At 70.7% G+C, this 24,546-nt stretch carries 21 protein-coding genes; 10 read left to right on the top strand and 11 right to left on the bottom strand.

Annotated elements, in window-relative coordinates:
• The first annotated feature begins 16 nt into the window (after positions 1 to 16).
• From groL to NP777_RS01440, 6 genes are all read left to right on the top strand, one after another.
• The gene (groL, locus tag NP777_RS01465; RefSeq protein WP_256648139.1) at positions 17 to 1,666 is read left to right on the top strand and encodes a chaperonin GroEL; all 1,650 of its coding nucleotides are present in this window, start codon (positions 17 to 19) and stop codon (positions 1,664 to 1,666) included.
• 60 nt (positions 1,667 to 1,726) lie between these two features.
• Positions 1,727 to 2,992 (top strand): Nramp family divalent metal transporter, encoded by a 1,266-nt coding sequence (locus NP777_RS01460; RefSeq protein WP_256648138.1) that lies wholly within the window; start codon positions 1,727 to 1,729, stop codon positions 2,990 to 2,992.
• A 100-nt stretch (positions 2,993 to 3,092) separates the two neighbouring features.
• Complete coding sequence (locus tag NP777_RS01455; protein WP_256648137.1) at positions 3,093 to 3,335, top strand: hypothetical protein; 243 nt, start codon at positions 3,093 to 3,095, stop codon at positions 3,333 to 3,335.
• Between the two features lie 225 nt (positions 3,336 to 3,560).
• Positions 3,561 to 4,133, top strand: a complete 573-nt coding sequence (locus tag NP777_RS01450) for a helix-turn-helix domain-containing protein (protein ID WP_256648136.1) — start codon at positions 3,561 to 3,563, stop codon at positions 4,131 to 4,133.
• A gap of 45 nt (positions 4,134 to 4,178) precedes the next feature.
• On the top strand, positions 4,179 to 5,618 hold the full coding sequence (locus NP777_RS01445) for an NAD(P)/FAD-dependent oxidoreductase (protein WP_256648135.1): 1,440 nt from the start codon (positions 4,179 to 4,181) through the stop codon (positions 5,616 to 5,618).
• Complete coding sequence (locus NP777_RS01440; RefSeq protein ID WP_256648134.1) at positions 5,615 to 7,123, top strand: peptide MFS transporter; 1,509 nt, start codon at positions 5,615 to 5,617, stop codon at positions 7,121 to 7,123. The genes NP777_RS01445 and NP777_RS01440 overlap by 4 nt, the downstream gene beginning before the upstream one ends.
• A 130-nt stretch (positions 7,124 to 7,253) precedes the next feature.
• Here NP777_RS01440 and NP777_RS01435 read toward each other — a convergent pair whose 3' ends face one another.
• The gene (locus tag NP777_RS01435; RefSeq protein ID WP_256648133.1) at positions 7,254 to 7,892 is read right to left on the bottom strand and encodes a GntR family transcriptional regulator; all 639 of its coding nucleotides are present in this window, start codon (positions 7,890 to 7,892) and stop codon (positions 7,254 to 7,256) included.
• A 35-nt stretch (positions 7,893 to 7,927) separates the two neighbouring features.
• On the bottom strand, positions 7,928 to 9,016 hold the full coding sequence (locus tag NP777_RS01430) for a phosphotransferase (protein WP_256648132.1): 1,089 nt from the start codon (positions 9,014 to 9,016) through the stop codon (positions 7,928 to 7,930).
• 288 nt (positions 9,017 to 9,304) lie between these two features.
• Between NP777_RS01430 and NP777_RS01425 the strand changes: the two genes are divergently transcribed.
• Entirely contained in the window at positions 9,305 to 10,654 is a 1,350-nt protein-coding gene (locus NP777_RS01425) for an aspartate aminotransferase family protein (protein WP_256648131.1), read from the top strand.
• 105 nt (positions 10,655 to 10,759) lie between these two features.
• Here NP777_RS01425 and NP777_RS01420 read toward each other — a convergent pair whose 3' ends face one another.
• Positions 10,760 to 11,476: a TetR/AcrR family transcriptional regulator gene (locus NP777_RS01420; protein WP_256648130.1), complete on the bottom strand. Its 717-nt coding sequence runs from the start codon at positions 11,474 to 11,476 to the stop codon at positions 10,760 to 10,762.
• Positions 11,477 to 11,609: 133 nt separating this feature from the next.
• Here NP777_RS01420 and NP777_RS01415 point away from each other — a divergent pair, with 133 nt between their 5' ends.
• Positions 11,610 to 12,833 carry a saccharopine dehydrogenase family protein gene (locus NP777_RS01415; protein ID WP_256648129.1) on the top strand — a complete coding sequence of 408 codons (1,224 nt, stop codon included), beginning with the start codon at positions 11,610 to 11,612 and terminating at the stop codon, positions 12,831 to 12,833.
• Positions 12,834 to 12,917: 84 nt separating this feature from the next.
• On the opposite strand, the gene NP777_RS01410 is transcribed toward NP777_RS01415, so the two are convergent.
• The 6 genes from NP777_RS01410 to NP777_RS01385 form a co-directional block, all read right to left on the bottom strand.
• Positions 12,918 to 14,390 (bottom strand): extracellular catalytic domain type 1 short-chain-length polyhydroxyalkanoate depolymerase, encoded by a 1,473-nt coding sequence (locus tag NP777_RS01410; protein ID WP_256648128.1) that lies wholly within the window; start codon positions 14,388 to 14,390, stop codon positions 12,918 to 12,920.
• A 350-nt stretch (positions 14,391 to 14,740) separates the two neighbouring features.
• Positions 14,741 to 15,868: a branched-chain amino acid ABC transporter permease gene (locus tag NP777_RS01405; protein ID WP_256648127.1), complete on the bottom strand. Its 1,128-nt coding sequence runs from the start codon at positions 15,866 to 15,868 to the stop codon at positions 14,741 to 14,743.
• Positions 15,865 to 16,752 (bottom strand): branched-chain amino acid ABC transporter permease, encoded by an 888-nt coding sequence (locus NP777_RS01400; protein ID WP_256648126.1) that lies wholly within the window; start codon positions 16,750 to 16,752, stop codon positions 15,865 to 15,867. The genes NP777_RS01405 and NP777_RS01400 overlap by 4 nt, the downstream gene beginning before the upstream one ends.
• Complete coding sequence (locus NP777_RS01395; protein WP_256648125.1) at positions 16,752 to 17,555, bottom strand: ABC transporter ATP-binding protein; 804 nt, start codon at positions 17,553 to 17,555, stop codon at positions 16,752 to 16,754. The genes NP777_RS01400 and NP777_RS01395 overlap by 1 nt, the downstream gene beginning before the upstream one ends.
• Positions 17,552 to 18,346 carry an ABC transporter ATP-binding protein gene (locus NP777_RS01390; RefSeq protein WP_256648124.1) on the bottom strand — a complete coding sequence of 265 codons (795 nt, stop codon included), beginning with the start codon at positions 18,344 to 18,346 and terminating at the stop codon, positions 17,552 to 17,554. The genes NP777_RS01395 and NP777_RS01390 overlap by 4 nt, the downstream gene beginning before the upstream one ends.
• 19 nt (positions 18,347 to 18,365) lie before the next feature.
• Positions 18,366 to 19,601 carry a substrate-binding domain-containing protein gene (locus NP777_RS01385; RefSeq protein ID WP_256648123.1) on the bottom strand — a complete coding sequence of 412 codons (1,236 nt, stop codon included), beginning with the start codon at positions 19,599 to 19,601 and terminating at the stop codon, positions 18,366 to 18,368.
• Between the two features lie 444 nt (positions 19,602 to 20,045).
• On the opposite strand from NP777_RS01385, the gene NP777_RS01380 reads away from it, so the two are divergent.
• Both NP777_RS01380 and NP777_RS01375 read left to right on the top strand, forming a co-directional pair.
• Positions 20,046 to 20,807 (top strand): CoA transferase subunit A, encoded by a 762-nt coding sequence (locus NP777_RS01380; RefSeq protein ID WP_256648122.1) that lies wholly within the window; start codon positions 20,046 to 20,048, stop codon positions 20,805 to 20,807.
• Between the two features lie 3 nt (positions 20,808 to 20,810).
• Positions 20,811 to 21,461 (top strand): 3-oxoacid CoA-transferase subunit B, encoded by a 651-nt coding sequence (locus NP777_RS01375; protein ID WP_256648121.1) that lies wholly within the window; start codon positions 20,811 to 20,813, stop codon positions 21,459 to 21,461.
• Between the two features lie 58 nt (positions 21,462 to 21,519).
• On the opposite strand, the gene NP777_RS01370 is transcribed toward NP777_RS01375, so the two are convergent.
• Positions 21,520 to 23,457, bottom strand: a complete 1,938-nt coding sequence (locus NP777_RS01370) for a helix-turn-helix domain-containing protein (protein ID WP_256648120.1) — start codon at positions 23,455 to 23,457, stop codon at positions 21,520 to 21,522.
• Between the two features lie 81 nt (positions 23,458 to 23,538).
• Positions 23,539 to 24,357, bottom strand: coding sequence for a 3-hydroxybutyrate dehydrogenase (locus NP777_RS01365; RefSeq protein ID WP_256648119.1), 819 nt, complete (start codon positions 24,355 to 24,357; stop codon positions 23,539 to 23,541).
• Positions 24,358 to 24,546: the final 189 nt, after the last annotated feature.

Genomic DNA, 24,546 nt, shown 5'->3' with positions numbered 1-24,546 from the left:
GAGGCGGTTACGAAAGATGGCAAAGGATCTGCGTTTCAACGTCGATGCGCGACGTCTCCTCGAGGGAGGCGTGAACGCCCTCGCCGACGCGGTCAAGGTGACGCTCGGCCCCAAGGGACGCAACGCCGTCATCGAGAAGCTGACCGGCCCACCCACCATCACCAACGACGGCGTCACCATCGCCCGCGAGATCCAACTGCGCGACCCGTTCGCCAACATGGGCGCCCAACTGGTCAAGGAAGTGGCCAACAAGACCAACGGCGTCGCCGGAGACGGCACGACCACCGCCACGGTGCTCGCCCAGGCCCTCGTGCGCGAAGGACTGCGCGCGGTGGACGCCGGCGCGAACCCGATGCTGCTCAAGGCGGGTATCAACCAGGCGGTCGCCGCGGTGATCGAGGCACTGCAGGAGAACACCCGGCAGATCACCGGCCAGGCCGACCTCGCCCATGTGGCCACGCTCTCGGCCAACAACGACGCCGAGATCGGCGAGACGATCGCGACCGCGATGGACCGCGTGGGCCGCAGCGGGGTCGTGACGGTGGAAGAGTCACCCTCCTTCGGGCTCCAGGTGAGTTTCGCCGATGGCATGGAATTCGATCACGGCTATATCTCGCCCTACATGGTGACCGATAAGGACCGGATGGAAACGGTCTTCGAGAACCCCTACATCCTGCTCACCAACGAGCGGATCTCGACGGTCCAGACCCTGATGCCGCTGCTGGAACAGGTCACCCGCGGCGGCAGCCCGCTGGTGATCCTGGCCGAGACGGTGGAGGGCCCGGCCCTGGGCATGCTCGTGGCCAACAACGTGCACGACACCTTCAAGTCGGTGGTGATACGGGCTCCGGGTTTCGGCCACCGGCGTATCGCCGAGCTCGAGGATCTCGCCGCCTTCGTCGGGGGACGCGTCGTCACCGGGGACGCGGGCCTGAGCCTGGACGCGGTGCGGCTGGACCAGCTCGGGCGGTGCCGCAAGATCACCGTCACCGAGTCCGGCACCACGCTGGTCGGCGGCGCGGGTGCGCTGGAGGACGTCTCGGCCCGCATCGAACAGATCAAGCGCGAACTCGAGCGGGCCGAGCACGAGCACGACCAGGACCACCTCCAACTGCGCATCGCCCGCCTGTCCGGCAGCGTCGCGGTCATCCACGTCGGCGCGGCCACCGGCGTGGAACTCAAGGAGAAGCAGCACCGCGTCGAGGACTCGCTGTCCGCCACCCGGGCGGCCATCGAGGAGGGGGTCGTCGCCGGTGGTGGAACGGCACTGGCACAGTGCGCATCGGTGCTGAACGGGCTGGAGCTGACCGGTGACCACTCGGCAGGACGGGACATCGTCCGCAGCGCCCTCGCGGAGCCGCTGCGCTGGATCGCGATCAACGCCGGCTACGACGGTCAGGAGGTCGTCGACCGCGTCGCCGCGCTGCCGGCGGGACACGGATTGAACGCGCTCACCGGGGAGTACGGCGACATGTTCTCGCTCGGCGTGATCGATCCGCTGAAGGTGACCCGCTCGGCCCTGCACAGCGCGGCCTCCATCGCGGCGCTGCTGCTCACCACCGAAACGCTGGTGGTCGAGGAGATCATCCAGAACCCGGGCGCGATCGTGGCCCCCGGCTTCGGCGACCTGGCCGAAGGCATGGTCCGGCCGTCGAACATCTACTGACCGGCCGGAGCGGACACCAGGAAAGCTGCTGCCGCGTTCACGAAGGGCCCGTAACGCGTTATGTACACCATCGACCCCAGACCGGCCGCAGGGGCAGAACCCCAGACATCCACTGCCCCTCGTCTGCGGCGGCTCCGCCTGGTCGGACCGGCGTTCGTCGCCGCGATCGCCTATGTCGACCCCGGCAACGTGGCGACCAATGTGACCGCCGGCGCCCGTTACGGCTACCTGCTCGTGTGGGTGGTCGTGGCGGCCAATCTGATGGCGTGCCTGGTGCAGTACCTGTCGGCCAAGCTGGGGCTGGTCACCGGGCAGTCACTGCCGGAAGCCCTGCGCGACCGGATGTCCCGAGCCGGCCGGCTGGCCTACTGGGCACAAGCCGAGTTGGTGGCGATGGCCACGGATCTGGCCGAGGTACTCGGCGGAGCGATCGCTCTGTACCTCCTGTTCGATCTGCCACTGCTCGTCGGAGGGCTGATCACGGGCCTGGTGTCGACCGCGCTCCTGGCCCTGCGGAGCCGGCGTGGACAGCGGTCTTTCGAACGGGTGGTCATCGGCCTGCTCGCGGTGATCGCCCTGGGGTTCGCCGCCGGACTCTTCGTGGCCCCGGCATCGGCAGCGGGTACCGCGAACGGCTTCGTCCCCCGGTTCGACGGCGCGGACAGTGTGCTCCTGGCGGCGGGGATGCTGGGCGCCACCGTCATGCCGCACGTCGTCCATCTGCACTCGGCCCTGGCCCGGGATCGGCACGGAAGACAAGAGGGCGAGCGGCGACGGAGACTGCTGTCCGCGACCAAGTACGACGTGGGCATGGCCATGCTGGTAGCCGGCGCCGTCAACCTGGCCATGCTGCTCCTGGCGGCGACCGCGTTGCGGGGCACTGGGACCGGCGGCTCTCTCGAGGGCGTGCACGCCGCGATCGGTGCCCGTCTGGGCGGCGCGGTCGCGCTGCTCTTCGCCGTCGGTCTCCTGGCGTCAGGACTCGCCTCCACCGCGGTCGGATGCTACGCCGGTGCGGCCATCATGGGAGGCTTGCTGCGCCGGCGGATCCCCCTGGTGGTCCGTCGGGTCATCACGCTGCTCCCGGCCCTGGCGATGCTGGCCGCTGGGGCCGATCCGACGCGGGCGCTGATCCTCTCCCAGGTCGTGCTCTCCTTCGGAATCCCATTCGCTCTCGTACCGCTGGTGATACTGACCTCGCGTCGCACCGTCATGGGTGCCTGCGCGAACCGGCGCCCGGTGACCGTGGCGGCCGCGCTCGTGACCGCCATCGTCATCGCGCTCAACCTCGCACTGGTCTGTCTGACCGCGACCGGCACCGCCTGACCGGGTCGCGCCGCACGCGCCAGTGGCCATCCGCAGCGCGGTCACCGTCATCGGAACCGGGGCGTGGTCCCCGAACTCCGCCCCCGAAGAAGGAGACCGAATGGACGCGCCCACACTCAGGGCGATCGCGGGCGCCCTGGCCATGGCCGGCCTATGGGGCATCGTGGCCATGAGCATCTACAAAGCCGGCTTGCGCCGCGTGGACTGGAGTCTGATTCCGGCCTCGGCCATGCCCCGCGTGCGCTGGTGGAGCACTCACGCGTCCTGCGTGCTCCGGCTCAGCCTGACCCTGGCGGGCCTCGGCCTGACGGTTCTCGGCTTGGCCGATCTCGCCACCACCTGAACGCCCGTGCGGAGCGGAGGGGCCGGGGCCACCGAGCACATGGACGCGGCCGAAGAACATGCGCCCGACCTGAAGAACATGCGCCCGACCTCCCCAGCCTGTGCCGTGTTCCCGCGCGAGCCGAAGAGCTGGGGCACGGGGCGCGGGCGCCGGCGCCGATCAAAGAAAACTTTGATGACGCCAACTTCTATTGTGCCAAGGTCAAAGTGCTGTTAGTTTCCGGCCATGTCGAACGAGCATTCTGATCTCCCTGTAAGCGTCGGTGCCCGCCTGCGCCGCCGCAGACGGGCCCTCCATCTGACGCTCAAGGACGTGGCTGACCAGGCAGGTCTCACCGAGGGGTACCTCTCCCAGGTCGAGCGGGATCAGGCCAACGCGAGCGTGCGTACCCTCCAGCGGCTGTGCGAGGTACTCAAACTCACCGTGGGGGACCTCTTCGCCCAGGGGGAGGCCAGGGCCGGCACGGTACTGCGCTTCCGTGACACCCACGGCATGTCGTTCGGCGAGGGTGCCACGAAGATCAAACTCACCCCTGGGACCTTCGACCACCTGGAAGTGCTCCTCGGCCACTTCGCCCCGGGCGGCTCCACCGGCGTGGAGCCCTATACCCACGGCAGTTCGGAAGAACTGCTCCTGGTCCTGTCCGGCGAGGTGGAGGTATGGGTCCGCGAACAGCGCCACAGGCTCTCCGCCCTGGACTCGATCCACTACCTCAGCAGCGACCCCCACCGGATCGTCGAGGTCACCGGCGCGCAGGAGGCCAGAGTCCTGTGGGCCATGGCACCCCCCACCTACTGAATCCCCACCCACCGAACCACCGCGCCCCCCTGTTGGAGTTTGCTGATGACCCCCTATCGCAACGGCGAGATATCGCACTGGATGCGGGCCTCCCGCACACCGGACGCGCAGGCCGGCCCGGCACGTCACCGGACCGGCCTGCCCGATGAGCAGCAGGACCTCGTCATCGTCGGCGGCGGCTTGACCGGGCTCTGGGCCGCATACCACGCGGCCGTGGACCGCCCCGGAACGAAAATCACCGTCCTGGAGGCCAAGGAGGTCGGCTACGGCGCCTCCGGGCGCAATGGCGGCTGGCTCTCACCGCTCATTCCCGGCAACCGGGCCGTGTACGCCAAGGCCGTACGCAAGGGGGGAAGGGACGGTGCCGCCGCTGTCATCTCCTTCCAGCAGGAGATGGACAGAGCCATCGACGACACACTCCGCATCCTGGAGCAGGAGGGCATCCAGGCCGACCAGTACCGGGGTGGACACCTGCGCGTGGCCACCACCCCGGCCGCCATGAAGCGCCTCGAACTGAACCACGCGGCGGACCTCAAGAACGGTTACCGCACGGAGGACCTCGCACTCCTCGACTCCGACGCCGTCCGCAAGCGGATCGCCATCCGGCCGGCGCTTGGCGGTCTGCTGACCCGAACCACGGTGCGCGTCGACCCCGCGAAGCTCCTCCACGGCCTCGCGGCGGTCGTGGAGGCCAAGGGCGTACGTATCGCCGAAGGCACCCGCGCCACCCGCATCGCGCCCGGAGCCGTGACCACCTCGCGCGGAACGGTGCGCGCCACGACCGTCCTGACCTGCCTCGAGGCCTACTCCGGCCAGGTCGACAGCGACGCCCGCGGCCTGGGAAAGCGCGATGTCATCCCCGTCAACTCCTCCATGGTCGTCACCAACCAGCTCCCGGCACGACTGTGGGAACGGATCGGCTGGCAGGAGCGGGAGTGCCTGGGCGATGCCGCGCACACCTTCGTCTACGCGCAGCGCACCGCCGACGACCGCATCGCGATCGGCGGCCGCGGCACCCCGTACGCCTTCAACTCCGGCACTCCTGGCCAGGGCAAGGTGGACACCCGCACCGTACGCACGCTGAGCGAGCGGCTCCGGCTCTTCTTCCCCGACGTGCCGTTCACCATCGAACACGCCTGGCGGGGTGCCATCGGCGTGACCCGTGACTGGTGCGCCGGAATCACCTTCGACCCCGCCACCAGGATCGGCGTCGCACGCGGCTTCGCCGGACACGGCGTGACCGCCACCCACCTCGCCGCACGGACCCTGCTGGACCGGGCCGCCGGACACGACACCGCACTGACCCGACTGCCGTGGAACGACCACGACTCCGGCCGCTGGGAGCCCGAACCCCTCCGCTGGATCGGGGTCCACGGCATGTACCGGCTCTTCGGCGTCGCCGACTGGTGGGAGGAGAGCCGGCACTCGGAGCACACCTCCCTCATCGCCCGTTTCGGCTCGCGATTGGCGGGACTCAGCGAATGAGATCACAAGCGCACTACATCAGCACGGCAGCCGACCCCGAGCCCGGCGGGAGCCCGGCCGAGGCGTCCGGCCATCCGTTCCGGCGCGGCCTGCTGAGCATGGCCTTCACCGAACTCTGGGAGCGCTACTCCTTCTACGGCCTCCAGGGCATCCTCTCGTTCTACCTGCTCTACACGCGCGCGGACGGCGGTCTCGCCATGGACCCGGCCGTCGCGGCGGGCATCGTCGGAGCCTACGGCGGCGCCGTCTACCTGTCCCAGATCCTCGGTGCCTGGCTGGGCGACCGCCTCGTCAGTCCGCAGAACATGGTGTTGTACGGCGCCGTCGTCATCACCGCCGGGCACGTGGTGCTCGCCTTCGCGCCCGGCCTGACCGGCCTCGGCGTAGGCCTGGTGTGCATCGTCCTCGGCACCGGCGCGCTGAAGACGAACATCACCTCGATCGTCGGCTTCGTCCTCGACCAGAACGAGGACGAGGGCTATCGAGACGCCGGATTCTCCTACTTCTACATGGCCATCAACATCGGAGCGGTGGTCGGCCCGCTCACCACCGGCCTCGCCCAGAACGAACTCGGTTTCCACTACGGGTTCGGCCTGGCCGCGATCGGTATGGCCGCGGCGCTCGTCCAGTACATCGCCTCGATGAAGAAACTTCCCGAGCGCGCCCGGACCGTGAACAACCCCCTCCCCGCCGGTCGCCGGCCGCTCGTCGCCCTTGCGGCCCTCGCCTGCCTCGCCGCTGTCGGTGCCGCCGTGGCCGCCGGCCTGCTCCGAGCGGAGAACCTGTCCACCGTGGTGACCGTCGCCGCGCTGGTGGCGGCCGCCGCCTACTTCCTCACCATGACCACGTCATCGGCGGTCAGCGCTGACGAGCGCAGGCGCATCCTCGGCTACCTGCCGCTCTTCCTGGCGTCCGGGATGTACTTCGGTTTCCTGTTCCAAAAGTTCACCGCCATTTCGATCCTCATCACCGAGCGCATTGATCTGCACATCGGCGGCTGGAGGTTCCCGGTCGCCTGGGTCACGACCGTCAGCCCGCTGGCGGCCGTCCTCATCACCCCGCTCATCGCCAAGGTGTGGAAATCCCTGGGGGAGCGCCAGCCCGGGCCGGTGGCCAAGATAGCTGTCGGACTGATCCAGATCGGCTGCGCCTATCTGTTCCTGCTCGTCATCTCCGAGGCCACCGGGAAGGCCGACATCCCGCTGGTCCTCATCCTTCTGTTCATGATGGCGGCCGGTTCCTCCGAGGTCTTCGTCGGCCCGATCGGGCTGTCCCTGGCCACGCGGATCGGCCCCGGGACGTTCCGCGCCCAGATGGTCGGGCTGAACTTTCTCACGCTGGCCCTGGGGTCGTCCCTGTCCGGCCTGCTCGGCCAGCTGTTCACCTCGATCGACAACGCCTCCTACTTCGCCGTCACCGCCGTGTGCGGAATCGGGATCGGGTCGGTGCTGCTCGCGGTACGCGGACCGCTGGGACGCCTGCTGACGGCGGGGCTTGATCGCTGAGTGGGTCAGCCCGGACAGGTGACCGGAGGAATTTACGAATCGCGGACGCCGAGGCGTCCGGCCTCGGCGCCTGGGCCGGCCGCGGACACCGACCCCGGGCGGCCTGCTCTGCCTGCCCGGCGCGGCGCTTTCAGCCGATCAGAGACAGAAGACGCCGCTCGTTGGCCGCGATGTGCTCCACGATGGCCAGCTGCGCGCCGAAGGCGTCCCTGGCGAGCAGATGGTCGTGAATCCGGCGGTGGTCGGCGACAACCTGGTCCGGAGTGGTGCGCGTGGCCATCTCGTCCTGGCGGATCATGGTGAGCGCCATCCGCATCTCGTGGCTGAACCGGGAGTAGAAGGCGTCCAGCCGCGGGCTGCCGGTCAGCCCCACGACCGCACCGTGGAAAGCGAGGTCGCGGAGGATGATGTCCTGCGCGTCGTCCGCGTGCGCGGCCGTGGCCAGGGCCTCCAGAGCGCTCGTCAGGCGCGCCCGGAGGCCGTCCTCGGCATCGGTGCAGGCACGCGCCCCCTGCACCTCCAGAGTGCGGCGGACACGGTAGAGGTCCACCACGTCCTCGGCGCGCAGGACTCGTACCGAGGCGCCGTGGTTGCGCACGTGGTCGACGAGCCCCTGGGACACCAGCACCAGGAGCGCCTCGCGCACGGTCCGGCGCGAGACCTGGAACTCCTCGGCGATCGGGATCTCGCGAAGGGGGGCACCGGGGAGCAGTTCGCATCGGTAGATGCGGTCGCCGAGCGCGTCGGCGACTTGCCGGCTCGTGGACACCGCGGCGCCGGTACTCCCCAACCGGGAGCGCGCCGTCATGCGGCTGCCCGCTGGGGGACGGTGGCGGCCTCGATGACGCGGGCGTCAGCCGCGTCCCAGTCCGCTGATGCGAGCGTGTGCAGGGCCGGCCACGTCCGTTTCATCCGCTGGGCCCCGTACGCGCTGTTGTGAGCACCGGCGCGGGCCGTCCACAACGTGGCGTTCAGCGCCAGCCGCGCCGCGCTGCCCGGCAGCAGCAGCCGCGCCTCTTGCTCGGAGAGCGGCTCGACGTCCGCGAGGCCACGCGCGACCTCCACCAGGGCGGAGACCGGGTCGCGCTGTCCGAGCATCGCGTAGGCGGAGGCGATCGCGGCCTCCGCGACCAGCGGGCCAGTACGGGCGTCGTCGAAGTCGATGACCCCGGTCACCCCCGGGCCTTCGGGAGTGACCCCGATCAGGACATTGAAGTCGTTGAGGTCGTGGTGGGTGACTCCGCGGGGCGCCTGCCGCACCGCCTCGGCCAGTCCCTCGAAACGGCTCACGACGGCTTCCACGGCCTCCAGACCAGCGCGCCCCATGCGGGAGCGGACGCCCGGATCGGCCAGGGTGTCCGAGATGACCGTCCCTGTCGTCTCGAACGACCACTCGTGGTCGTTGGCACGCGGGGGAGCGGGGTGGCTGGTGAACGCCTGCCGCAGCCTGGCCGCGCCGGCCCCGAGGGAGCGGCGGACGCGCAACGCGGCGCTGCCGGCGACGGGATGGTGCGCCAGGGCGGTCCCCGGCAGCCACGCCGACAGCTGGATGAGCAAGAAACGGCCACGGTCCTCGACGACCGCGACGGTGCCGCCCCGGGGAGCCGTCCTGGCACGGGCCACGGGGAGGCCCGCGCGGGCCGCTGCCGCCACGAGGGAGCTGCGCCACTCCAGCAGTGCCGCTACGGCCTCGACGTGAGCGGTAGTCCGTGCGGCGACGGCCTTGAACATGCAGGCCGTGCCGTCCGCCAGTACGACCTTCGCGTTCGTCGCTGTCTCGCCGCCCAGACGCGTGAGGCGGTCGACCGTGACGTCGAACCCCGCGTGCGCGGTGCGCACGATTTCCGCGTCCGTCAGCAACGGCGGCAGCGGTTGGAAGTCTCCCTCGGGCACCAGCGCCCTCCCCTCGTTGAAATTGATGACCAATCCTAGTCCGAACCGCTGAGTGATGGCCAGAATATTCCGGAGTTCAGGACCATCACCGTCCTTCCGAGCAAATATTGGTCATCAATCTTGCCTTGACATCAGCAATGAAGCTTGGGAAGTTTCACCTGTCTGCCGGTGGCCGGAAAGAGGCGATGACGTCTACGGCCCCGGGCTCCGCTCCGCGCCGGTGCGGCGCTGCCGCCCCCGCTCTCCCGGAGCGGCGGCGCCCGGACATCGACAACCCACGGAGCCCTGATGAGCGATTCCCTTGGTGCCGCCGGCGTCCACATGGCGAACGGGTTCGACCCGCGCGAGGGCGCCGACGTCGCCCCCGAGGTCGCGCGGCTGCTGCAGCGTCGCGACCGTGTCCTGGGACCGGCGTACCGGCTGTTCTACGAGAAGCCTGTCGCGGTGCGAGAGGCACACGGGGCGCGCCTGACCGGACACGACGGCCGCGTCTACCTGGACGCCTACAACAATGTGCCGGTGATCGGGCATAGCCACCCGAAGGTGCGGCAGGCCGTCGCGGAGCAGCTCGGCCGCCTCAACACCCACACCCGCTACCTGACCGAGCCGATCATCGAGTACTCCGAGCGGCTGCTGGCCACCTTCCCCGATCCGCTGTCACGCGTCACCTACGCGTGTACCGGAAGCGAGGCGGTCGACCTCGCCATCCGGATCGCCCGCCACCGCACCGGGCGTAGCGGCATCATCATCTCCCAGCACGCCTATCACGGCACTACGGTCGCGGCGGCGCAGCTGTCGCCCTCGCTCGGCCCGAACAACCGGCTGGGCGAGCACGTTGTCACCGTCCCGTCGGTCGACACCGCCCGCACTCCGGTGAGCGAGGTCGGGCCGCGCATGACGGCGTCGGTACGCCGGGCCGTGGAGGAACTTGAGGGACGCGGGGACGGGGTGGCCGCCGTCATCTTCGACTCGGTCCTCTCCAGCGACGGCGTGCAGACGGAGCCGGCCGGCTTTCTGCGCGGCGCCGCCGAAGTGGTCCGGGCCGCCGGAGGGCTGTACATAGCCGACGAAGTGCAGGCGGGCTTCGGGCGGACGGGCGGCTGGTGGGGGTTCGAGCGGCATGGACTCCTGCCGGATCTCGCGGTGCTGGGCAAGCCCATGGGCAACGGAATGCCGATCTCCGCGGTCGTCGGCACGCTGGACGCACAGGAGCGCTTCGGGAGCGAGGTTCGCTACTTCAACACCTTCGGCGGCAACCCGGTCAGTATCGCCGCCGCCGCGGCCGTGCTCGATGTCCTCGAAGAAGAAGGGCTGCTGGCGCACGCTCGCCACACCGGAGACCGGCTTCTGGCCGGGCTGCGCCGCATCATGGCCGACAACGAGCGCGTCTTCCACGTCCGGGGCGCGGGCATGTTCCTCGCGGCCGACCTGGGACAGCCTGATGACCCCTCCGCCCCGGACCCCAGGCTCGCCACCCGCGTGGTCAACGGCATGCGGGAGGCGGGAGTGCTCATCAGCGCCTCGGGCCCGGCAGCGGCGTCGCTCAAGATCCGTCCGCCGCTGGCGTTCACCGAAGACGACGCCGACGAACTCCTGGAGGTGCTCGAGAAGGTCGTCGCCACGGAATCGCGTCAATGAACCGCGCCCCGCATGGTCACCACCGGCAACATCCGCCGGAACCAGCCCGAAGCGGCCAGAACTTGATAGAGCAGAGCATGTGAAAAGGGCATGGACCGGGGTCGTTCAGCCGCTCGGGGCACCTGCGGCAGCCAGTTCGGTGGCGATGCCGTCCAGCAAGGTGTCAAGGACCACCGGGTAGGCGCTGTGCAGCATCCGGGCGGCGAGCAGGGGGGCGGTGGCGGCGATGTTCGGGTGGGACGTGGCCGGCAGCCGGGCGTAGGTGGAGTCCCACATCTCCTCGTCCCGTGTGCGGGCCTCCTCGGAGAGTGCCAGCTCCCCCGCGTCGAGCGCGGCGAAGGCCAAGGCGAGGTCGATGAACGCCTGGTAGAAGCGGACCGCGGCGGGATCGGGCAGGCCCGCCCCGCGCAGAATGCCGAGGATTGTCTCGTCGACCGCGATCTCCCGCGGACGTCCGCTGACCCGGCTGGCTGTGAGCACGGCGGCCTGCGGGTGTGCGAGATAGGAGGAGTGGAGGGCGAGCCCGAGGGCGCGCAAGTCGGCCCGCCAGTCACCGGTGGCCGTCCACCTGTCCAAGGCCCGGCCCATCAGCTCGTCGCCGATGGCTCGGGCCAGGTCGTCCATCCCCGCGAAGTAGCGGTAAAGGGTGCTCGGGTCCGCACCCAGCGCGGCTCCCAGGCGCCGGGCGGTCAGGCCGGCGCTGCCGTGCTCGCGCAGCATCCGCAGCGCGGATTCCACGATGAGCGTCTCGGACAACACCACGCCCTGTCGCGTCGGCCTGCGCCTGCGCCGTGCCTCTTCGGGCACCACCCGCTTCGGCATCCCCTTCTCCTCCTCCGTCACCGCCGGCACCCCTGGCTTATGCCAACACAGTTGACCTTACAGCGCCTCGTGCCGTTGCATCAGGGGCAATCCGGAGGCGCCCCGCTCCCGGAAGCGAAGAAGGGTCACTGACATGCGAGTACTTCTCGTCGGCGCGGGCGGCGTCGGCACTGCCGCCACCCGGATCGCGGCACGCAGGGAATTCCTGACCCATATGGTCGTGGCCGACTACGACCTCTCCCGCGCTGAAGCGGCCGTCGCCGCGCTGAAGGGGCACGGCGACCGGTTCAGCGCGCTGCGCCTGGACGCTTCGGACGAGGACGCGGTGCGGGCCGCGCTCACCGAGCACCGATGCGACGTCCTGTTCAACGCGACCGATCCGCGGTTCGTGATGCCTTTGTTCAACGCGGCCCTCGCGGCCGGGGCACACTATCTGGACATGGCGATGTCGCTGTCCGTTCCGCACCCCTCACAGCCGTTCGAGAAGTGCGGGGTGAAGCTGGGTGACAAGCAGTTCGAGCTGGCAGATCGCTGGGTGGAGTCGGGGCGCCTGGCTCTGGTCGGCATGGGCGTGGAGCCGGGGCTGTCGGACGTCTTCGCGCGGTACGCCGCGGACGATCTCTTCGACGAGATCGAGGAGATCGGTGTGCGCGACGGCGCGAACCTCACTGTCGAGGGCTACGACTTCGCGCCCTCGTTCAGCATCTGGACCACCATCGAGGAGTGCCTGAATCCGCCGGTGGTCTACGAGAAGGAACGCGGCTGGTTCACCACCGCACCGTTCAGCGAACCGGAGGTTTTCGACTTCCCCGAGGGCATCGGGCCGGTGGAGTGCGTAAACGTCGAGCACGAGGAGGTGCTGCTGATCCCTCGCTGGGTGGACGCGCGGCGCGTGACGTTCAAGTACGGGCTGGGCGACGACTTCATCACGAGGCTGAAGACCCTGCACGAGCTGGGCCTGGACTCGACCACCAAGGTCACAGTGCCCGGCGAGCACGGACCGGTGAAGGTCTCGCCGCGTGATGTGGTCGCCGCCTGTCTGCCCGACCCCGCCGCCCTCGGCGACCGGATGACCGGCAAGACCTGCGCCGGCACCTGGGCCAAGGGCACCAAGGACGGCGAGTCCCGTGAGGTGTACCTGTACCACGTGGTCGACAACCAGTGGACGATGCGCGAGTACGGCTCACAGGCCGTCGTCTGGCAGACCGCGATGAACCCGGTCATCGCCCTCGAACTCCTCGCCACCGGCGCTTGGTCCGGCGAGGGTGTTCTCGGCCCCGAGGCCCTGCCGCCCCGCCCGTTCCTCGACCTGCTCACCGAGTACGGCGCTCCTTGGGGCCTGCGCGAGGAGGGATGACCTCTACGCGAGCCGCGCGAACACGCCGTCGTTGCGAATGGCGCGTCGTGCTCCAAGGCCGGCAGGCGGAGTCGGCCTCCAAGGTCAGCAGCCGGAGTCGGCGAGGACGAAGTAGCCCGGGGAAGTCTCCTTGAGCGTGTGGATGACGGCGAGGTTGTACAGACCGAGGCTCTGGTTGGAACCGTTGGCATACGTCCGACCGAGGCTCTGGTGGGCGCGGCCGGCCTTGACCTGGTTGTAGTTGTTGTCGGTGTAGCACGTGGGTGCCGGCTCGGCGCCGGTCGTCGTCGCGGTGACCGGCGAGGACGCGGCGCCGACCGCGCCGGTGGAGTCGACCGCGGCGACGGTGTAGCGGTAGGAGGTGCCGGCGGACAGGCCGGTGTCGGTGTAGGAGGTGTTGGCCGGGGAGCCGACCTTGGTGCCGTCGCGGTAGACGTGGTAGGAGGCCGCCCCGCTGACGGCGTTCCAGGTCAGTGAGACGCCGTCGTCGGTGGTGCCGGTGACCGTGACCCCGGACGGCTCCGGCAGGGAGCCGCTGCTGGAGCCGTCCAGGCCCCAGAACTTCGCGGTGTGGTAGCTGGAGCAGATGGAGTCGATGTAGTAGGTCCCCGTGGTGCCGCACTGGTCGGCGCCGGAGCCCGGGTCCACGGCGAGGCCATGGGCCATGCCGGAGATCGAGAAGTGGGCGACGGCGGGCTTGCCGGCGGAATCGTTGTAGATGCTCTCGGTGGTGCCGCCGGTCAGGTCCCGTGTGCTGGAGGGCGTCTGGCCGATGCCCCAGACATCGGTCCACTGGTCGCGCAGCTCGGTGCCGTTGACCGGCCTGACGGTGGTGTCGGAGGTGCCCTGCCAGATCGCGACCCGTGGCCAGGGGCCGGTGTACCCGGGGTAGGAACCGCGGACCTTGTCCCCCCACTGCTTGGGAGTGAGGTTCTGGCCGGTGTACTGGCAGCTGGAGGCGGCGATCACGGTGGTGGCGCACTGCGCGGGGAGGCCGGAGTCGACGGCGCCGCCGGCGAACACGTCCGGGTAGTCGGCGAGCAGGTTCGCGGTCATGCCGCCGCCGGCGGACAGGCCGGTGACGAAGATCCGCCTGCGGTCGGAGCCGTACTGTGCCGTGGCGTGGTCGACCATCTGCACCATGGAGGCCGCTTCGCCCTTGCCCCGGGTGTCCTTGGTGGCGTCGAACCAGCTGAAGCAGGACAAGCTGTTGTTGGCCGAGCTGGTCTGCGGGTAGACCACGGCGAATCCCCACTGGTCGGCGAACTTCTGCCAGCCGGAGTGGGTGTGGTAGTCGCTCGCCGACTGGCTGCAGCCGTGCAGGGCCACGACCAGTGGCGCGTTCGCGGGGAGGTTCGTCGGCGCGTACTCGTACATCGCCAGATTGCCGGGGTTGGAACCGAAGTTGGTGACCTGCTGGAGAGTGCCGCCGGCCGTGGCCGCGGCATCGGCGACGGGGGCGAGCGGGGTGATGACGGTCAGGCCCGTGGCCAGCGCGCCGAGCGCGGCGGCCAGAGCAGTGCGTCTGAAGACTCTGCGCACGGTGGCGAAACGCATGGGGCAGCTCCATCGAGTGGGGGAGTGGAGGGAGTACGGACGCCGTACGGCGCCTTGCCATGCCACTTCACGGGACCGGCCGGGCCGGTCCTGTTGGCCGGTGCGTGGCGCTGACGCATCGGCGGGCTGACATACCGGCTTGCTGTAAGCGGACCGTACGACCGGGCGACCGGCCGCGATATGGGAGGGGCGGCCAGGGAAACGGCGGCCGACGTGGCTCGCGTACCCATGGTGTGGGCGGTGCGGCCATGACACGGGGGGCGGGCCAGGCGTCACGACCGGCCGTATGCGCCGGGCACTTCGGGCGGTCACCGCCCCGCGCCTGGCACGGTCCGTCGGCGCCCGGCCCGTCACAGGGCCGCCTTGCCGCCGGTGGCGGCGCGCAAGGTGCGCGCCGCGCGCAGCCGAGCCGGCAGCCGGACCAGGCCGCCGGGCAGCAGGTAGATCACCGCGACGAACAGCGCGCCGAGCAGGAACAGCGGCTGCGACAGTGGCACTCGCAGCACGGCGGGCAACCCGGTGACAGCACCGGAACCCGACAGGTCGCCGAGCCGGTGGTCGGCCCAGGTGTAGAGGATGCCGCCGGCCAGGGGACCCCACCGGGTGCCGGAGCCGCCCAGTACCACCATCACCAGCAGGGAGAGGGTGAAGTCGGAGGTGGTGGTCTGCGGGGTGGCGCCGCCGGTCAGCAGCAGGTGGACGATGCCGCCGAGCGCGGCCAGGGCACCGGCCAGGACGAAGGCGGTCAGCTTGAAGCCGTAGGGGCGCAGCCCCAGCACCTCGACCCGGCGCTCGTTCTCCTTGATGCCCTCCCAGACCCGGCCGGTGGGTGAGCGGACCGCCCATTGGACGACGAGCAGCACGACGACGAGGTAGGCCAGGGCGACCCAGTACAGGTTGGCGGTGTGCTCGATGCCGATCAGCGCGGCGGGCAGCTTGTCCGCGGGGGCGGCCCTGCCCTCCTCGCCACCCGTGACGCCGCCCGGGTCGCGTTGTACGAGGATCGAGGCGGCCTGCGCGAAGGCGAGGGTCACCATGGAGAAGCCGATGCCCGTCACCCGCAGGCTGACCGCGCCCAGCAGTGCGGACAGCGCCACCCCGGCGAGCAGGCCGAGCGGCGCGGAGACGGCGAAGGGCAGCCCCGCCTCCAGCATGATGGTGTTGGTGACGTAGGTACCCGCGGCGAAGTAGAGCGCGTGGCCGAACGACAGCAGCCCGGTGCGGCCGAGCAGCAGGTCGTAGCCGGTGGCCAGGGCTCCGAATACCAGGCACAGGGAGAGCAGTTGGAGGTTGCCCGGGCTGCCGATCGGTCCGTCCAGCAGGCCGGGCAGGGGCAGCGCGCTGTAGGGGACGAGGAACAGGACCACCAGCGGCAGCGCCGGCCACCAGCGGGTGGCTCGCCTGAACCTTTCGGAGCGGGTGACAGGGGGTCGGTCCGCCGCGCGGGTCTCACCGCGCGGCCGGGTGGCGGTGGTCATGCGAGTCTCCCGGTCAGCCCACGCGGCCGGATGAGCAGCAGGGCGGCGAGCAGGACGACGACGGCGAGGTCGCCGAGTCCTGCGGTGGTGTAGTAGTTGGCGAACTGCTGGACGAGGCCCACGGCGACCGAGGCCAGCGCGGCACCGGTGAGCGAGCCCATGCCGCCCATGACGACGACCACGAAGGCGAAGATCAGCAGCGAGGTGCCCTGTTCGGGGTCGACCGAGCCGAAATAGAGACCGCCGATCGCGCCGCCGAGGGCCGCTGCCGCTCCGCCGATGGCGAAGACCAGGGTGAAGGCTTTGCGCACGTCGATGCCGAGCGCGGTGACCATGGCCCGGTCCTCCACGCCCGCGCGGACGACCAGACCGTGCCGGGTCCGGCCCAGGAACAGCCTGAGAGCGGCCAGTACCACGAGGGCGGCGGCGATCAGCACCAGGCGGTTGAGCGGCACCTCGGCGCCCAGCAGGCCGACGGTGCCGGACAGCGCTTCGGGTCCGGGGAAGGGCCGGGCGTCAGCGCCCCAGATCGCGGAGAGCAACGCGGGAACGGCCAGGCCCACGCCGACGGTGGCCAGGATCTGCTCGCGGGGGCGGGCGTAGAGCGGGCGGATGACGGCGAGTTCGAGCAGAACCGCGGCGACGGTGCCGACCGCGGTGCCGAAGACGACCGCGAGGGCGAAGCCGGCGCCGCCGGGCCCGGCGCCGGGGAGGTGGCCGGAGGCGGCCCACCAGGTGCCGTAGGCGCCGACGGACATCAGGGCTCCATGGGCGAAGTTGAGCACGTCCATCAGGCCGAAGATCAACGAGAGGCCCGAGGCGACCAGGAAGTACAGCGCGCCCAGGCCGAGCCCGGTGAGGGCGAGCAGGACTACGGTGGACATCAGACCTCCGCTTCTTCGGTCCTGGTGGCGGGGTGGGCCGCGGGGCCGGCGGACGCGCCGGCCGGTGCGGGGCCGGCGCCGTCGTGGCCCGCCCGTCCGACACCGAGCAGCCGGCGAGCCGCGTCCGCGTCCGCGAGCAGTTCGGCGGCGGGGCCCCGGTGCGCGGTGCGGCCGTCGGCGAGCACGACGCAGTGCCGGGCGAGGCGGCGCACCACGGCGAGGTTCTGCTCCACCAGCAGGACGGGCACCGCCTCCGCGGCGCGCTCCAGCACCTGCGCGACCTCGGTGACCACTTTGGGCGCCAGGCCCTTGGTGGGCTCGTCGGCGATGATCAACCGGTTGCCGTTGAGCAGGGTGCGGGCGATGGCGACCATCTGCTGCTGGCCGCCGGAGAGAGTCCCGGCGGCCTGCCCGGCCCGCTGCCCGAGCTCGGGGAAGAGTTCGTGCACCAGATCGTAGGCCGGTTGGCCGGCGCCGGGCCGCTCGGCGAGCCGCAGGTTCTCGGCGACGGTGAGAGTGGCGAAGACGCCGCGGTCCTCGGGGGCGTAGCCGATGCCACGGCGGACCAGGGAGTGGGTGGCCAGTCGCACCGTCTCCTCGCCGCCCAGCAGCACGCTGCCGGTGCGCGGTACGAGGCCGAGGATTCCGCGTACGGTGGTGGTCTTGCCGGAGCCGTTGCGGCCCAGGAGCGCGGTGGTGCCACGGGCGGCGACGTCCAGGTCGACGCCGTGCAGGATGTGGCTGTCCCCGATCACGACCCGCAGGTCGCGCACCGTCAGCAGCGGCGCCGGGCTCGTGCTCACAGCTCCTCCCCGAGATAGGCCTGCTGTACGGTCGGGTCGGCCATCACGACCTGGGGGGTGTCCAGGGCCAGCAGTGTGCCGTGGTGCATCACGGCGAGCCGGTCGGCCAGACCCAGCAGGACGTCCATGTGGTGCTCGACCATGAGCACGGTGCGCCCCTCCTCGCGGTGCAGCGAGCGGATGAGTTCGGTGAGGGCGGGCACTTCCTCGGCGCTCACGCCCGCCATGGGCTCGTCGAGCAGCATCAGCCGGGGTTCGCCGACGAGCAGCACCGCGAGTTCCAGCTTGCGTTTCTCGCCGTGCGAGAGGGTGTCGGCGGCGGTGTCCGCGCGGTGCGCGAGTTCGGTGCGTGCCAGCACCTTGGCGACCAGCTCCGGGTACGGGTCGGCGCGGCGCCAAATCCGGTACGAGCCGCCGTCGGCGGCCTGGGCGGCCAGCCGCACATGGTCGGCGACCGTCATGCCCGGCCACAGGCTGGAGGTCTGGAAGGTGCGCCCGAGACCGCGCCGGGCCCGTACGTAGGCGGCCTCGTTCGTGACGTCGGCGCCGTCGAGCTCGATCGAGCCCCGGGAAACCGGGGTGATGCCGCTGACCAGGTTGAACAGGGAGGTCTTGCCCGCGCCGTTGGGACCGATGAAGGCCAGGAACTCTCCTTCGTGGAGGTCGAAGGAGACCGAGTCGACGATGGTCGCGCCGCCGACCGTCCAGCCGATGCCGCGCAGTCTGAGGACCGGCGCCGGGGAGGTGGGGGGCTCCCCGGCAGCCGTGGTCCCCGGAGAACTCGGCGTCATGTCCGAGGAGGTCATCCGCTCAGCCCGCCGCCTTCTTCACCGGGGGAGCGACCGTTGCCATCAGGACGCTGTCGACCAGCTCTGGTTCAGCGGCGCCGCCAGTGCCCTTCAGCTTGGCCGTGAACATCGGCTGCAGCAGGGCGTGGTCCGCGGCGCGGATCCGCTCCTTGCCCTTGGGCCCGTCGAAGCTCCAGCCTTCCAGTGCTTTGACCATGGCAGTGGTGTCGGTCGCGCTGCCGGACTCGATCGCGTGCACGATCATCTGGGCGGCGGTGAAGCCGTCGGGGCTGAACAGGTCGGGGGCGCCACCGGCCTTGGTGATGCTGTCGAGCATCGCCTTCTCCACCGGGTTGCCGCCGCCGGCGCCCGGGAAGTAGTGGGCGAGGAAGGAGACCTTGGAACCCGCCGCGCCGAAGATCGGGTACGAGGCGGTGCCGGCCAGTCCGGTGACGACCTTGCTCGAATCCAGTACGCCCTGCTGATTCAGCGCGGTCCACAGGGCGGGGGCGGTGGCACCGGCCCAGGCGACGAAGACCAGGTCCGGCTTGCGGGCCTTGGCCTGGCGGGCGAAGGGGGTGAGGTCGGTGGCGCTGGGTGGGGCCAGCACGGAGTCGACCCTCGCGCCCCTCCCGCCGAGTACGGTCTTCACCGCGGCCACGTTGGCCTGTCCGAACGCGGAGTTCTGGGCGAGCACGGTGACCTTCTTGCCCTTGGCGTCGCCGAGCATCGTTCCGGCGGTGAGGATGTCCTGGTAGGACTGCCGGCCGGAGCGGAAGGTGTAGGCGTTGACGCCCGTGACGGCGTCGGTGGCCGCGGGGCCGCTGACGTAGAGCACCTTGTTCTGGGCGGCCAGCGGCGCCATCTGCAGTGCCACGCCGGAGTCGGTGGTGCCGGTGATGATCTTGTACCCCTTGCCGACGAGGGTTTTGGCCGCGGCCACGGCCTTCGCCGGGTCGCCCGCGTCGTCCTGCTCGGTGACCTCGATCGGGTGGCCGCCGGCCTTGTTCGTCCTGTGCGTCGCGTAGGCCAGGCCCGCCTTGAAGCCCTCCTCGTACTGTTTGCCGTAGGCGGCGAGCAGCCCGCTGCGGGAGTAGACCAGACCCACCCGCACGGGGGCGGTCTTGCCGTCGGAACCGCCGGTCGCGGTGCCGGCGGTGCCGGCCGAGGAACAGCCCGCGACCAGGGCACCGACGGCGATCAGGGTGAGCGCGCGAACAGATCTGCTTCGCACGGTGTCCGTGGTGCTGCAACGCATGATGACCGGCTCCTGACGGTGTGCCGCCCACCCGCCGCCGCGGGGTGCCGCCCTCCCCCTTGAAGGCGTCCCCGCAGACCCGACGGCGGAAGCGCGGTGAGTGGTTGCCGGAACGATAGGAGTGCCCCGCGACCGGCGGCATGGTGCCGACCGCCGATCCTGGAGGCACCGTCATGGGGCCGGCACACATGGCCGGAACGACCGGTGCCGCAAGGTGGAGACCACCCGGTCTCCGCTGTGGCCGACGCCCGGACGCCGCGCGGCCCCGGGGCCGACCGGCGCGGTGCTGATCACTATGCGGATCGTCAGGGCCATGGTGGCGGACTACATACCCGCGGGGCCCTCCCGCGGTGAAAGGTGAGGGGAACCAGACCCCGGGCCGGGTCGCCGGACACTCCGTCAGGAGGCCGGTGAATCCTGGGCCGAGAAATTCGGAGAGACGACATGGACAAGGTGGTGGATTCGGTCGCGGACGCCGTGGCCGACATCCCGGGCGGGGCGACTCTCGCCGTCGGAGGTTTCGGGCTGTGCGGGATCCCGTCGACGCTGATCGCCGCGCTGGCCCGGACGGAGACGGCGGGGCTGCGGGTGGTGTCCAACAACTGCGGTGTGGACGACTGGGGCCTCGGTCTGCTGCTGCGGGCCGGCCGGATCGCCCGGATGACGTCGTCGTACGTGGGCGAGAACAAGGAGTTCGCGCGGCAGTACCTCTCCGGTGAGCTGGAGGTGGAGCTCACCCCACAGGGCACCCTGGCCGAGCGGCTGCGGGCCGGCGGCAGCGGGATCCCGGCCTTCTTCACCCCGGCGGGCGTGGGAACCCAGGTCGAGGAGGGCGGTCTGCCGTGGCGGTACGCCGCCGACGGCAGCGTGGCCGCGGCCTCCCCGCCCAAGGAGGTCAGGGAGTTCGGTGGCCGCAGGTACCTGCTGGAGGAGTCCATCGCGGCCGACTTCGCGCTGGTGCGTGCGGAGGTCGCGGATCGGCACGGCAATTGCGTGTTCCACAGCGCCGCCCGGAACTTCAACCCGCTGTGTGCGATGGCGGGCCGGACCACCCTGGTGGAGGCCGAGCGCATCGTGGAGGCGGGGGAGCTCGGCCCGGACGCCGTACACCTCCCGGGCGTGTACGTCGACCGGATCGTCGCCGCGGACCCCGTCGACAAGCGCATCGAACGCCGCACCGTCCGACCCGCCGCCCAGGAGGCATGATCCATGGCACTCGACCGCGACCAACTCGCCGCCCGCGCCGCCCGTGAACTGCGGGACGGACAGTACGTCAACCTGGGCATCGGCCTTCCCACACTCATCCCCAACCACCTCCCGGCCGACATCCACGTCGTGCTGCATTCCGAGAACGGCCTCCTGGGGGTCGGCCCCTACCCGGTGGACGGCACGGAGGATCCGGACCTGATCAACGCGGGCAAGGAGACGGTCACGCTGCGGAAGGGCGCCGCGTGCTTCGACTCCGCCTTCTCCTTCGGCATGATCCGCGCCGGGCGCATCGACGTGTCCGTGTTGGGCGCCATGCAGGTCTCGGCCCGAGGTGATCTGGCGAACTGGATGATCCCCGGGAAGATGGTCAAGGGGATGGGCGGGGCCATGGACCTGGTGCACGGGGCCCGCCGCCTGATCGTCGTCATGGAGCACACCGCGAAGGACGGCACCCCGAAGATCGTCGACGAGCTGGCCCTGCCCGCCACGGGGCGCGGCGTGGTCAACCGCGTCATCACGGACCTCGCCGTCATCGACGTGACGGCCGAGGGCCTCACTCTGGTCGAACTCGCGCCCGGCGTCGGCGTGGACGACGTACAGGCGGTCACCGTGCCCGAGTTGCGCGTCCCGGCCGATATCACGGCTCCGTGATCCCGTGCGGCCCGCGGCCGGTGCCGGGCCGCTCCGGGTTTCCACGGAGTGCGGACCGCTACGGGCAGGCCTGGGAAACGAGGTGGATCCGCAGCGCCAGCTGGATCTCCAGCGCGCGTTCCGGGTGGTCCCAGTCCTGCCCCAGGAGCGCGGCGATCCGCTCGATCCGCTGCACCACGGTGTTGACGTGGATATGCAGCAGGTCCTTGGCCCGAATGTGGCTGCCCTTCACGGCGAAATACGCCTGAAGGGTCCTGACCAGTTCGGTTCCCCTGCGTTCGTCCCACTCCAGGACGGGGCCCAAGACCCTGTTGACGAAGCTTCCGGTGTCCTGTTCCTTGCCCAGGAGAACACCGAGGAAGCCCAGGTCCGCGGCGCAGGCACCGTCACCGGTGAGGCCCAGCACACGCATGGCGCCCAGACAGCGGCGGCCCTCGGCGTAGAAGCCGGGCAGGGCCGCCAGCCCCTGGCACGGTCCCGAGGCGACCACGCTGACGGGTGTGCCGAGCCCCTGGGAGAGATGTTCGGCGGCGGCGCGGGCGGCCCGACCGGGCGCTGTTCCGTCGTCGGGGACCAGCATGACCACGTGCTGCCCATACTCGCAGCACAGGCCCTCGCGGCCGAAGAGGTACTGCTGGGCCCAGCCAGTCAGCCTGCCGTCCGGCTGCGTCTCGGCCTCGGCGACCAGCACCAGGTGCGGCCGGGTCAGGTCCACCCCGAGCCGGTGCCCGCGCTCGGCGAGGAGCGCCGGATCGCGGCCCGCCCCCTCCAAGAGGTCGGTGAGCAGCTCGCCACGCACGCGGTTCTCGGTTTCGACGACGGTACGGCGCAGCAGCAGGAGCAGCGCGGTGATGGTGCCGGTGCGCTCGAACAACCGGCGGTCGGGGCCGTCGAGGTCCGGGCGCCCGCGGAAGGCGAGGCTCCCCAGCAGCTCCTGTCCGGCCAGGACGGCGCAGTACCAGCACTCGCCGTCGCGGACGGAGCGGCCCTCGGCACGGGCACGGGTGACGGCTCTCAGGAGTGCGTCGGGATCCGGCGGACAGGCTTCCGCTTCGCCGCCCGCTTGGGCCAGCACGTCGCCGCGCGGGTCGAAGATGGTCAGTCGGCCGCCGAGGAACTCAGCCACCGCAGCGGCCACTTCGGATACCTCCGAGCCGCGCAGCACGAGGTCGGTCAGCCGGTCGTGCGCTTCCGCGGCGCGCTGCGTGGATGCCGCGTGTTCCTGGATGACGGCGTTGGCCTCGGTGAGTTCCGCCGCGGCGTTCTTGGCATCGGCGAGCGCCCTGGCGGTGTCGATCGCGATGGCGGCGTGCGCGGCGAGCGAGCTGAGCAGGGCCACCTCGTCCGGGGAGAAGCCGCGGGGGCCGCGGTCGGCCGCGAACAGGACACCGATCACATGGTGATCGCCGGCCGGGCCCGAGCCGAGGAGCAGCGGCACGCCGAGGATGGCGACGAGACCTTCGTCCAGGACTCCATGGTCGATGGTCTGGGTGTGCTGGAACCGTTCGTCTCTGCGGTAGTCCGGGGACGCGTAGGGACGCATGGTCTGGGCCACCAGCCCGCCCAGGCCCTCGCCCAGCTTGAGCCTGAGCTGTTGGAAGGCGAGGGAGACCGAGCCGTCGGTGACCCGCATGAAGGTGTCCTGAGCGGCCTCGTCCACCAGGGTGAGGTAGGCGGTGTCCGTCCCCAACAGGGTTCTGGCGCGCCGCACGATCGAGTGCAGTACCGCGTCGAGGTCACGCAGGGCGGCCAGATCGCCGGCGGTGTCGAACAGCGCCGTGAGTTCGGCTTCGCGGCGGCGTTGGCGATGGAGCACCCGCCGGACCCCGAGGGCGGTGGAGACGGCCCGGTCGATCTCTTGCAGCTCGTGGTCGTCGATGCCGTCGGCGCGGGCGCGCGAGGCCACCGCCGTTAACTGTTCGGCGGAGGCGTCCGTGGCCAGCAACTCCATCAGATGTCGTAGGGCGGCGGTGGAAAGAACAGTGGTCTGCGACATGGAACGAACCTCGGGGAGGGCGGGTGCGCGCGGCTCGATCCGCGCGCACCCGCGGGCATGGCGATTCGGGTCACGGGACGGTCAGTGCGCGGTCCAGCCACCGTCCAGGGGCAGCGAGGCGCCGGTGACGAAGCCGGCGCTCTCGGAACACAGCCACAGCACCGCGGAGGCGACCTCCTCCGGCTCGATGAGGCGTTTGATGGCGCTGCGCTCCAGCATGATCTTCTCCAGTACTTCCGACTCCGCGATGCCGTGCGAGCGGGCCTGGCCGGCGACCTGGGCCTCGACCAAGGGGGTGCGGACGTACCCGGGGTTCACGCAGTTCGACGTGACGCCATGGGGCGCTCCCTCCAGGGCGGCGACCTTGCTCAGCCCTTCCATCGCGTGCTTGGCGGTCACGTAGGCGCCTTTGAAGGCCGAGGCCCGCAGGCCGTGTACGGAGGAGAGGTTCACGATGCGGCCCCATCCCCGCGCGTACATATAGGGAAGGGCGCGCCGGATGATATGGAACGGCGCCTCGACCATGATCTTCTGGATGAGGGCGAAGCGGTCCGGTGGGAACTCGTGCAGCGGCGCGATGTGCTGGAGCCCGGCATTGTTGACGACGATGTCGATGGTGGTGGGGAGGCCGTCGATGGCCGTCGGGTCGGAGAGGTCGGCCACGCAGGGGCTGCCGCCGATCTCCCCGGCCACCCGCTCGGCGGCTTCCTTGGCCAGATCGACGACGTACACGAAGGCCCCGGCGTCGGCGAGGGCGACGGCACAAGCCCGTCCGATGCCACTCGCCGCGCCGGTCACCAGGGCGCTGCGCCCTTCCAGGAACTGGCTTGCGGGGACGAGGGACGGGTCAAGGCCGGCGTGCCGGGCGGCGTCGCCCTCGGTGGTGCGGGTGGTGTCCATGGCCGTCACGGTAGGCAGCGGGCCCACCCCCGGACATGGTGCGGGACGCCACGTTCGAAGCGGTCGGGGTGGCCACGTCCCACACGGGGAGCACGCATGTCGCGGGGTGGCGGCCCGACGCGGCCATGTGCCCGGTTTCGCCGGCACCGCACGTCGCGACCCCCTGTCCAAGGCCTGCACCACGCTGCC

Origin of the sequence: Streptomyces rugosispiralis (assembly GCF_024505145.1) — a bacterium.
Classification (GTDB): Bacteria; Actinomycetota; Actinomycetes; order Streptomycetales; family Streptomycetaceae; genus Streptomyces; species Streptomyces rugosispiralis.
This window is presented reverse-complemented; position numbering and strand designations above follow the sequence as displayed.

Coding starts and splice junctions, on each gene's coding strand:
- groL (WP_256648139.1), top strand. CDS start 17: ATGGCAAAGGATCTGCGTTTCAACGTCGATGCGCGACGTCTCCTCGAG.
- NP777_RS01460 (WP_256648138.1), top strand. CDS start 1,727: ATGTACACCATCGACCCCAGACCGGCCGCAGGGGCAGAACCCCAGACA.
- NP777_RS01455 (WP_256648137.1), top strand. CDS start 3,093: ATGGACGCGCCCACACTCAGGGCGATCGCGGGCGCCCTGGCCATGGCC.
- NP777_RS01450 (WP_256648136.1), top strand. CDS start 3,561: ATGTCGAACGAGCATTCTGATCTCCCTGTAAGCGTCGGTGCCCGCCTG.
- NP777_RS01445 (WP_256648135.1), top strand. CDS start 4,179: ATGACCCCCTATCGCAACGGCGAGATATCGCACTGGATGCGGGCCTCC.
- NP777_RS01440 (WP_256648134.1), top strand. CDS start 5,615: ATGAGATCACAAGCGCACTACATCAGCACGGCAGCCGACCCCGAGCCC.
- NP777_RS01425 (WP_256648131.1), top strand. CDS start 9,305: ATGAGCGATTCCCTTGGTGCCGCCGGCGTCCACATGGCGAACGGGTTC.
- NP777_RS01420 (WP_256648130.1), bottom strand. CDS start 11,476: ATGCCGAAGCGGGTGGTGCCCGAAGAGGCACGGCGCAGGCGCAGGCCG.
- NP777_RS01415 (WP_256648129.1), top strand. CDS start 11,610: ATGCGAGTACTTCTCGTCGGCGCGGGCGGCGTCGGCACTGCCGCCACC.
- NP777_RS01410 (WP_256648128.1), bottom strand. CDS start 14,390: ATGCGTTTCGCCACCGTGCGCAGAGTCTTCAGACGCACTGCTCTGGCC.
- NP777_RS01405 (WP_256648127.1), bottom strand. CDS start 15,868: ATGACCACCGCCACCCGGCCGCGCGGTGAGACCCGCGCGGCGGACCGA.
- NP777_RS01400 (WP_256648126.1), bottom strand. CDS start 16,752: ATGTCCACCGTAGTCCTGCTCGCCCTCACCGGGCTCGGCCTGGGCGCG.
- NP777_RS01390 (WP_256648124.1), bottom strand. CDS start 18,346: ATGACGCCGAGTTCTCCGGGGACCACGGCTGCCGGGGAGCCCCCCACC.
- NP777_RS01385 (WP_256648123.1), bottom strand. CDS start 19,601: ATGCGTTGCAGCACCACGGACACCGTGCGAAGCAGATCTGTTCGCGCG.
- NP777_RS01380 (WP_256648122.1), top strand. CDS start 20,046: ATGGACAAGGTGGTGGATTCGGTCGCGGACGCCGTGGCCGACATCCCG.
- NP777_RS01375 (WP_256648121.1), top strand. CDS start 20,811: ATGGCACTCGACCGCGACCAACTCGCCGCCCGCGCCGCCCGTGAACTG.
- NP777_RS01370 (WP_256648120.1), bottom strand. CDS start 23,457: ATGTCGCAGACCACTGTTCTTTCCACCGCCGCCCTACGACATCTGATG.
- NP777_RS01365 (WP_256648119.1), bottom strand. CDS start 24,357: ATGGACACCACCCGCACCACCGAGGGCGACGCCGCCCGGCACGCCGGC.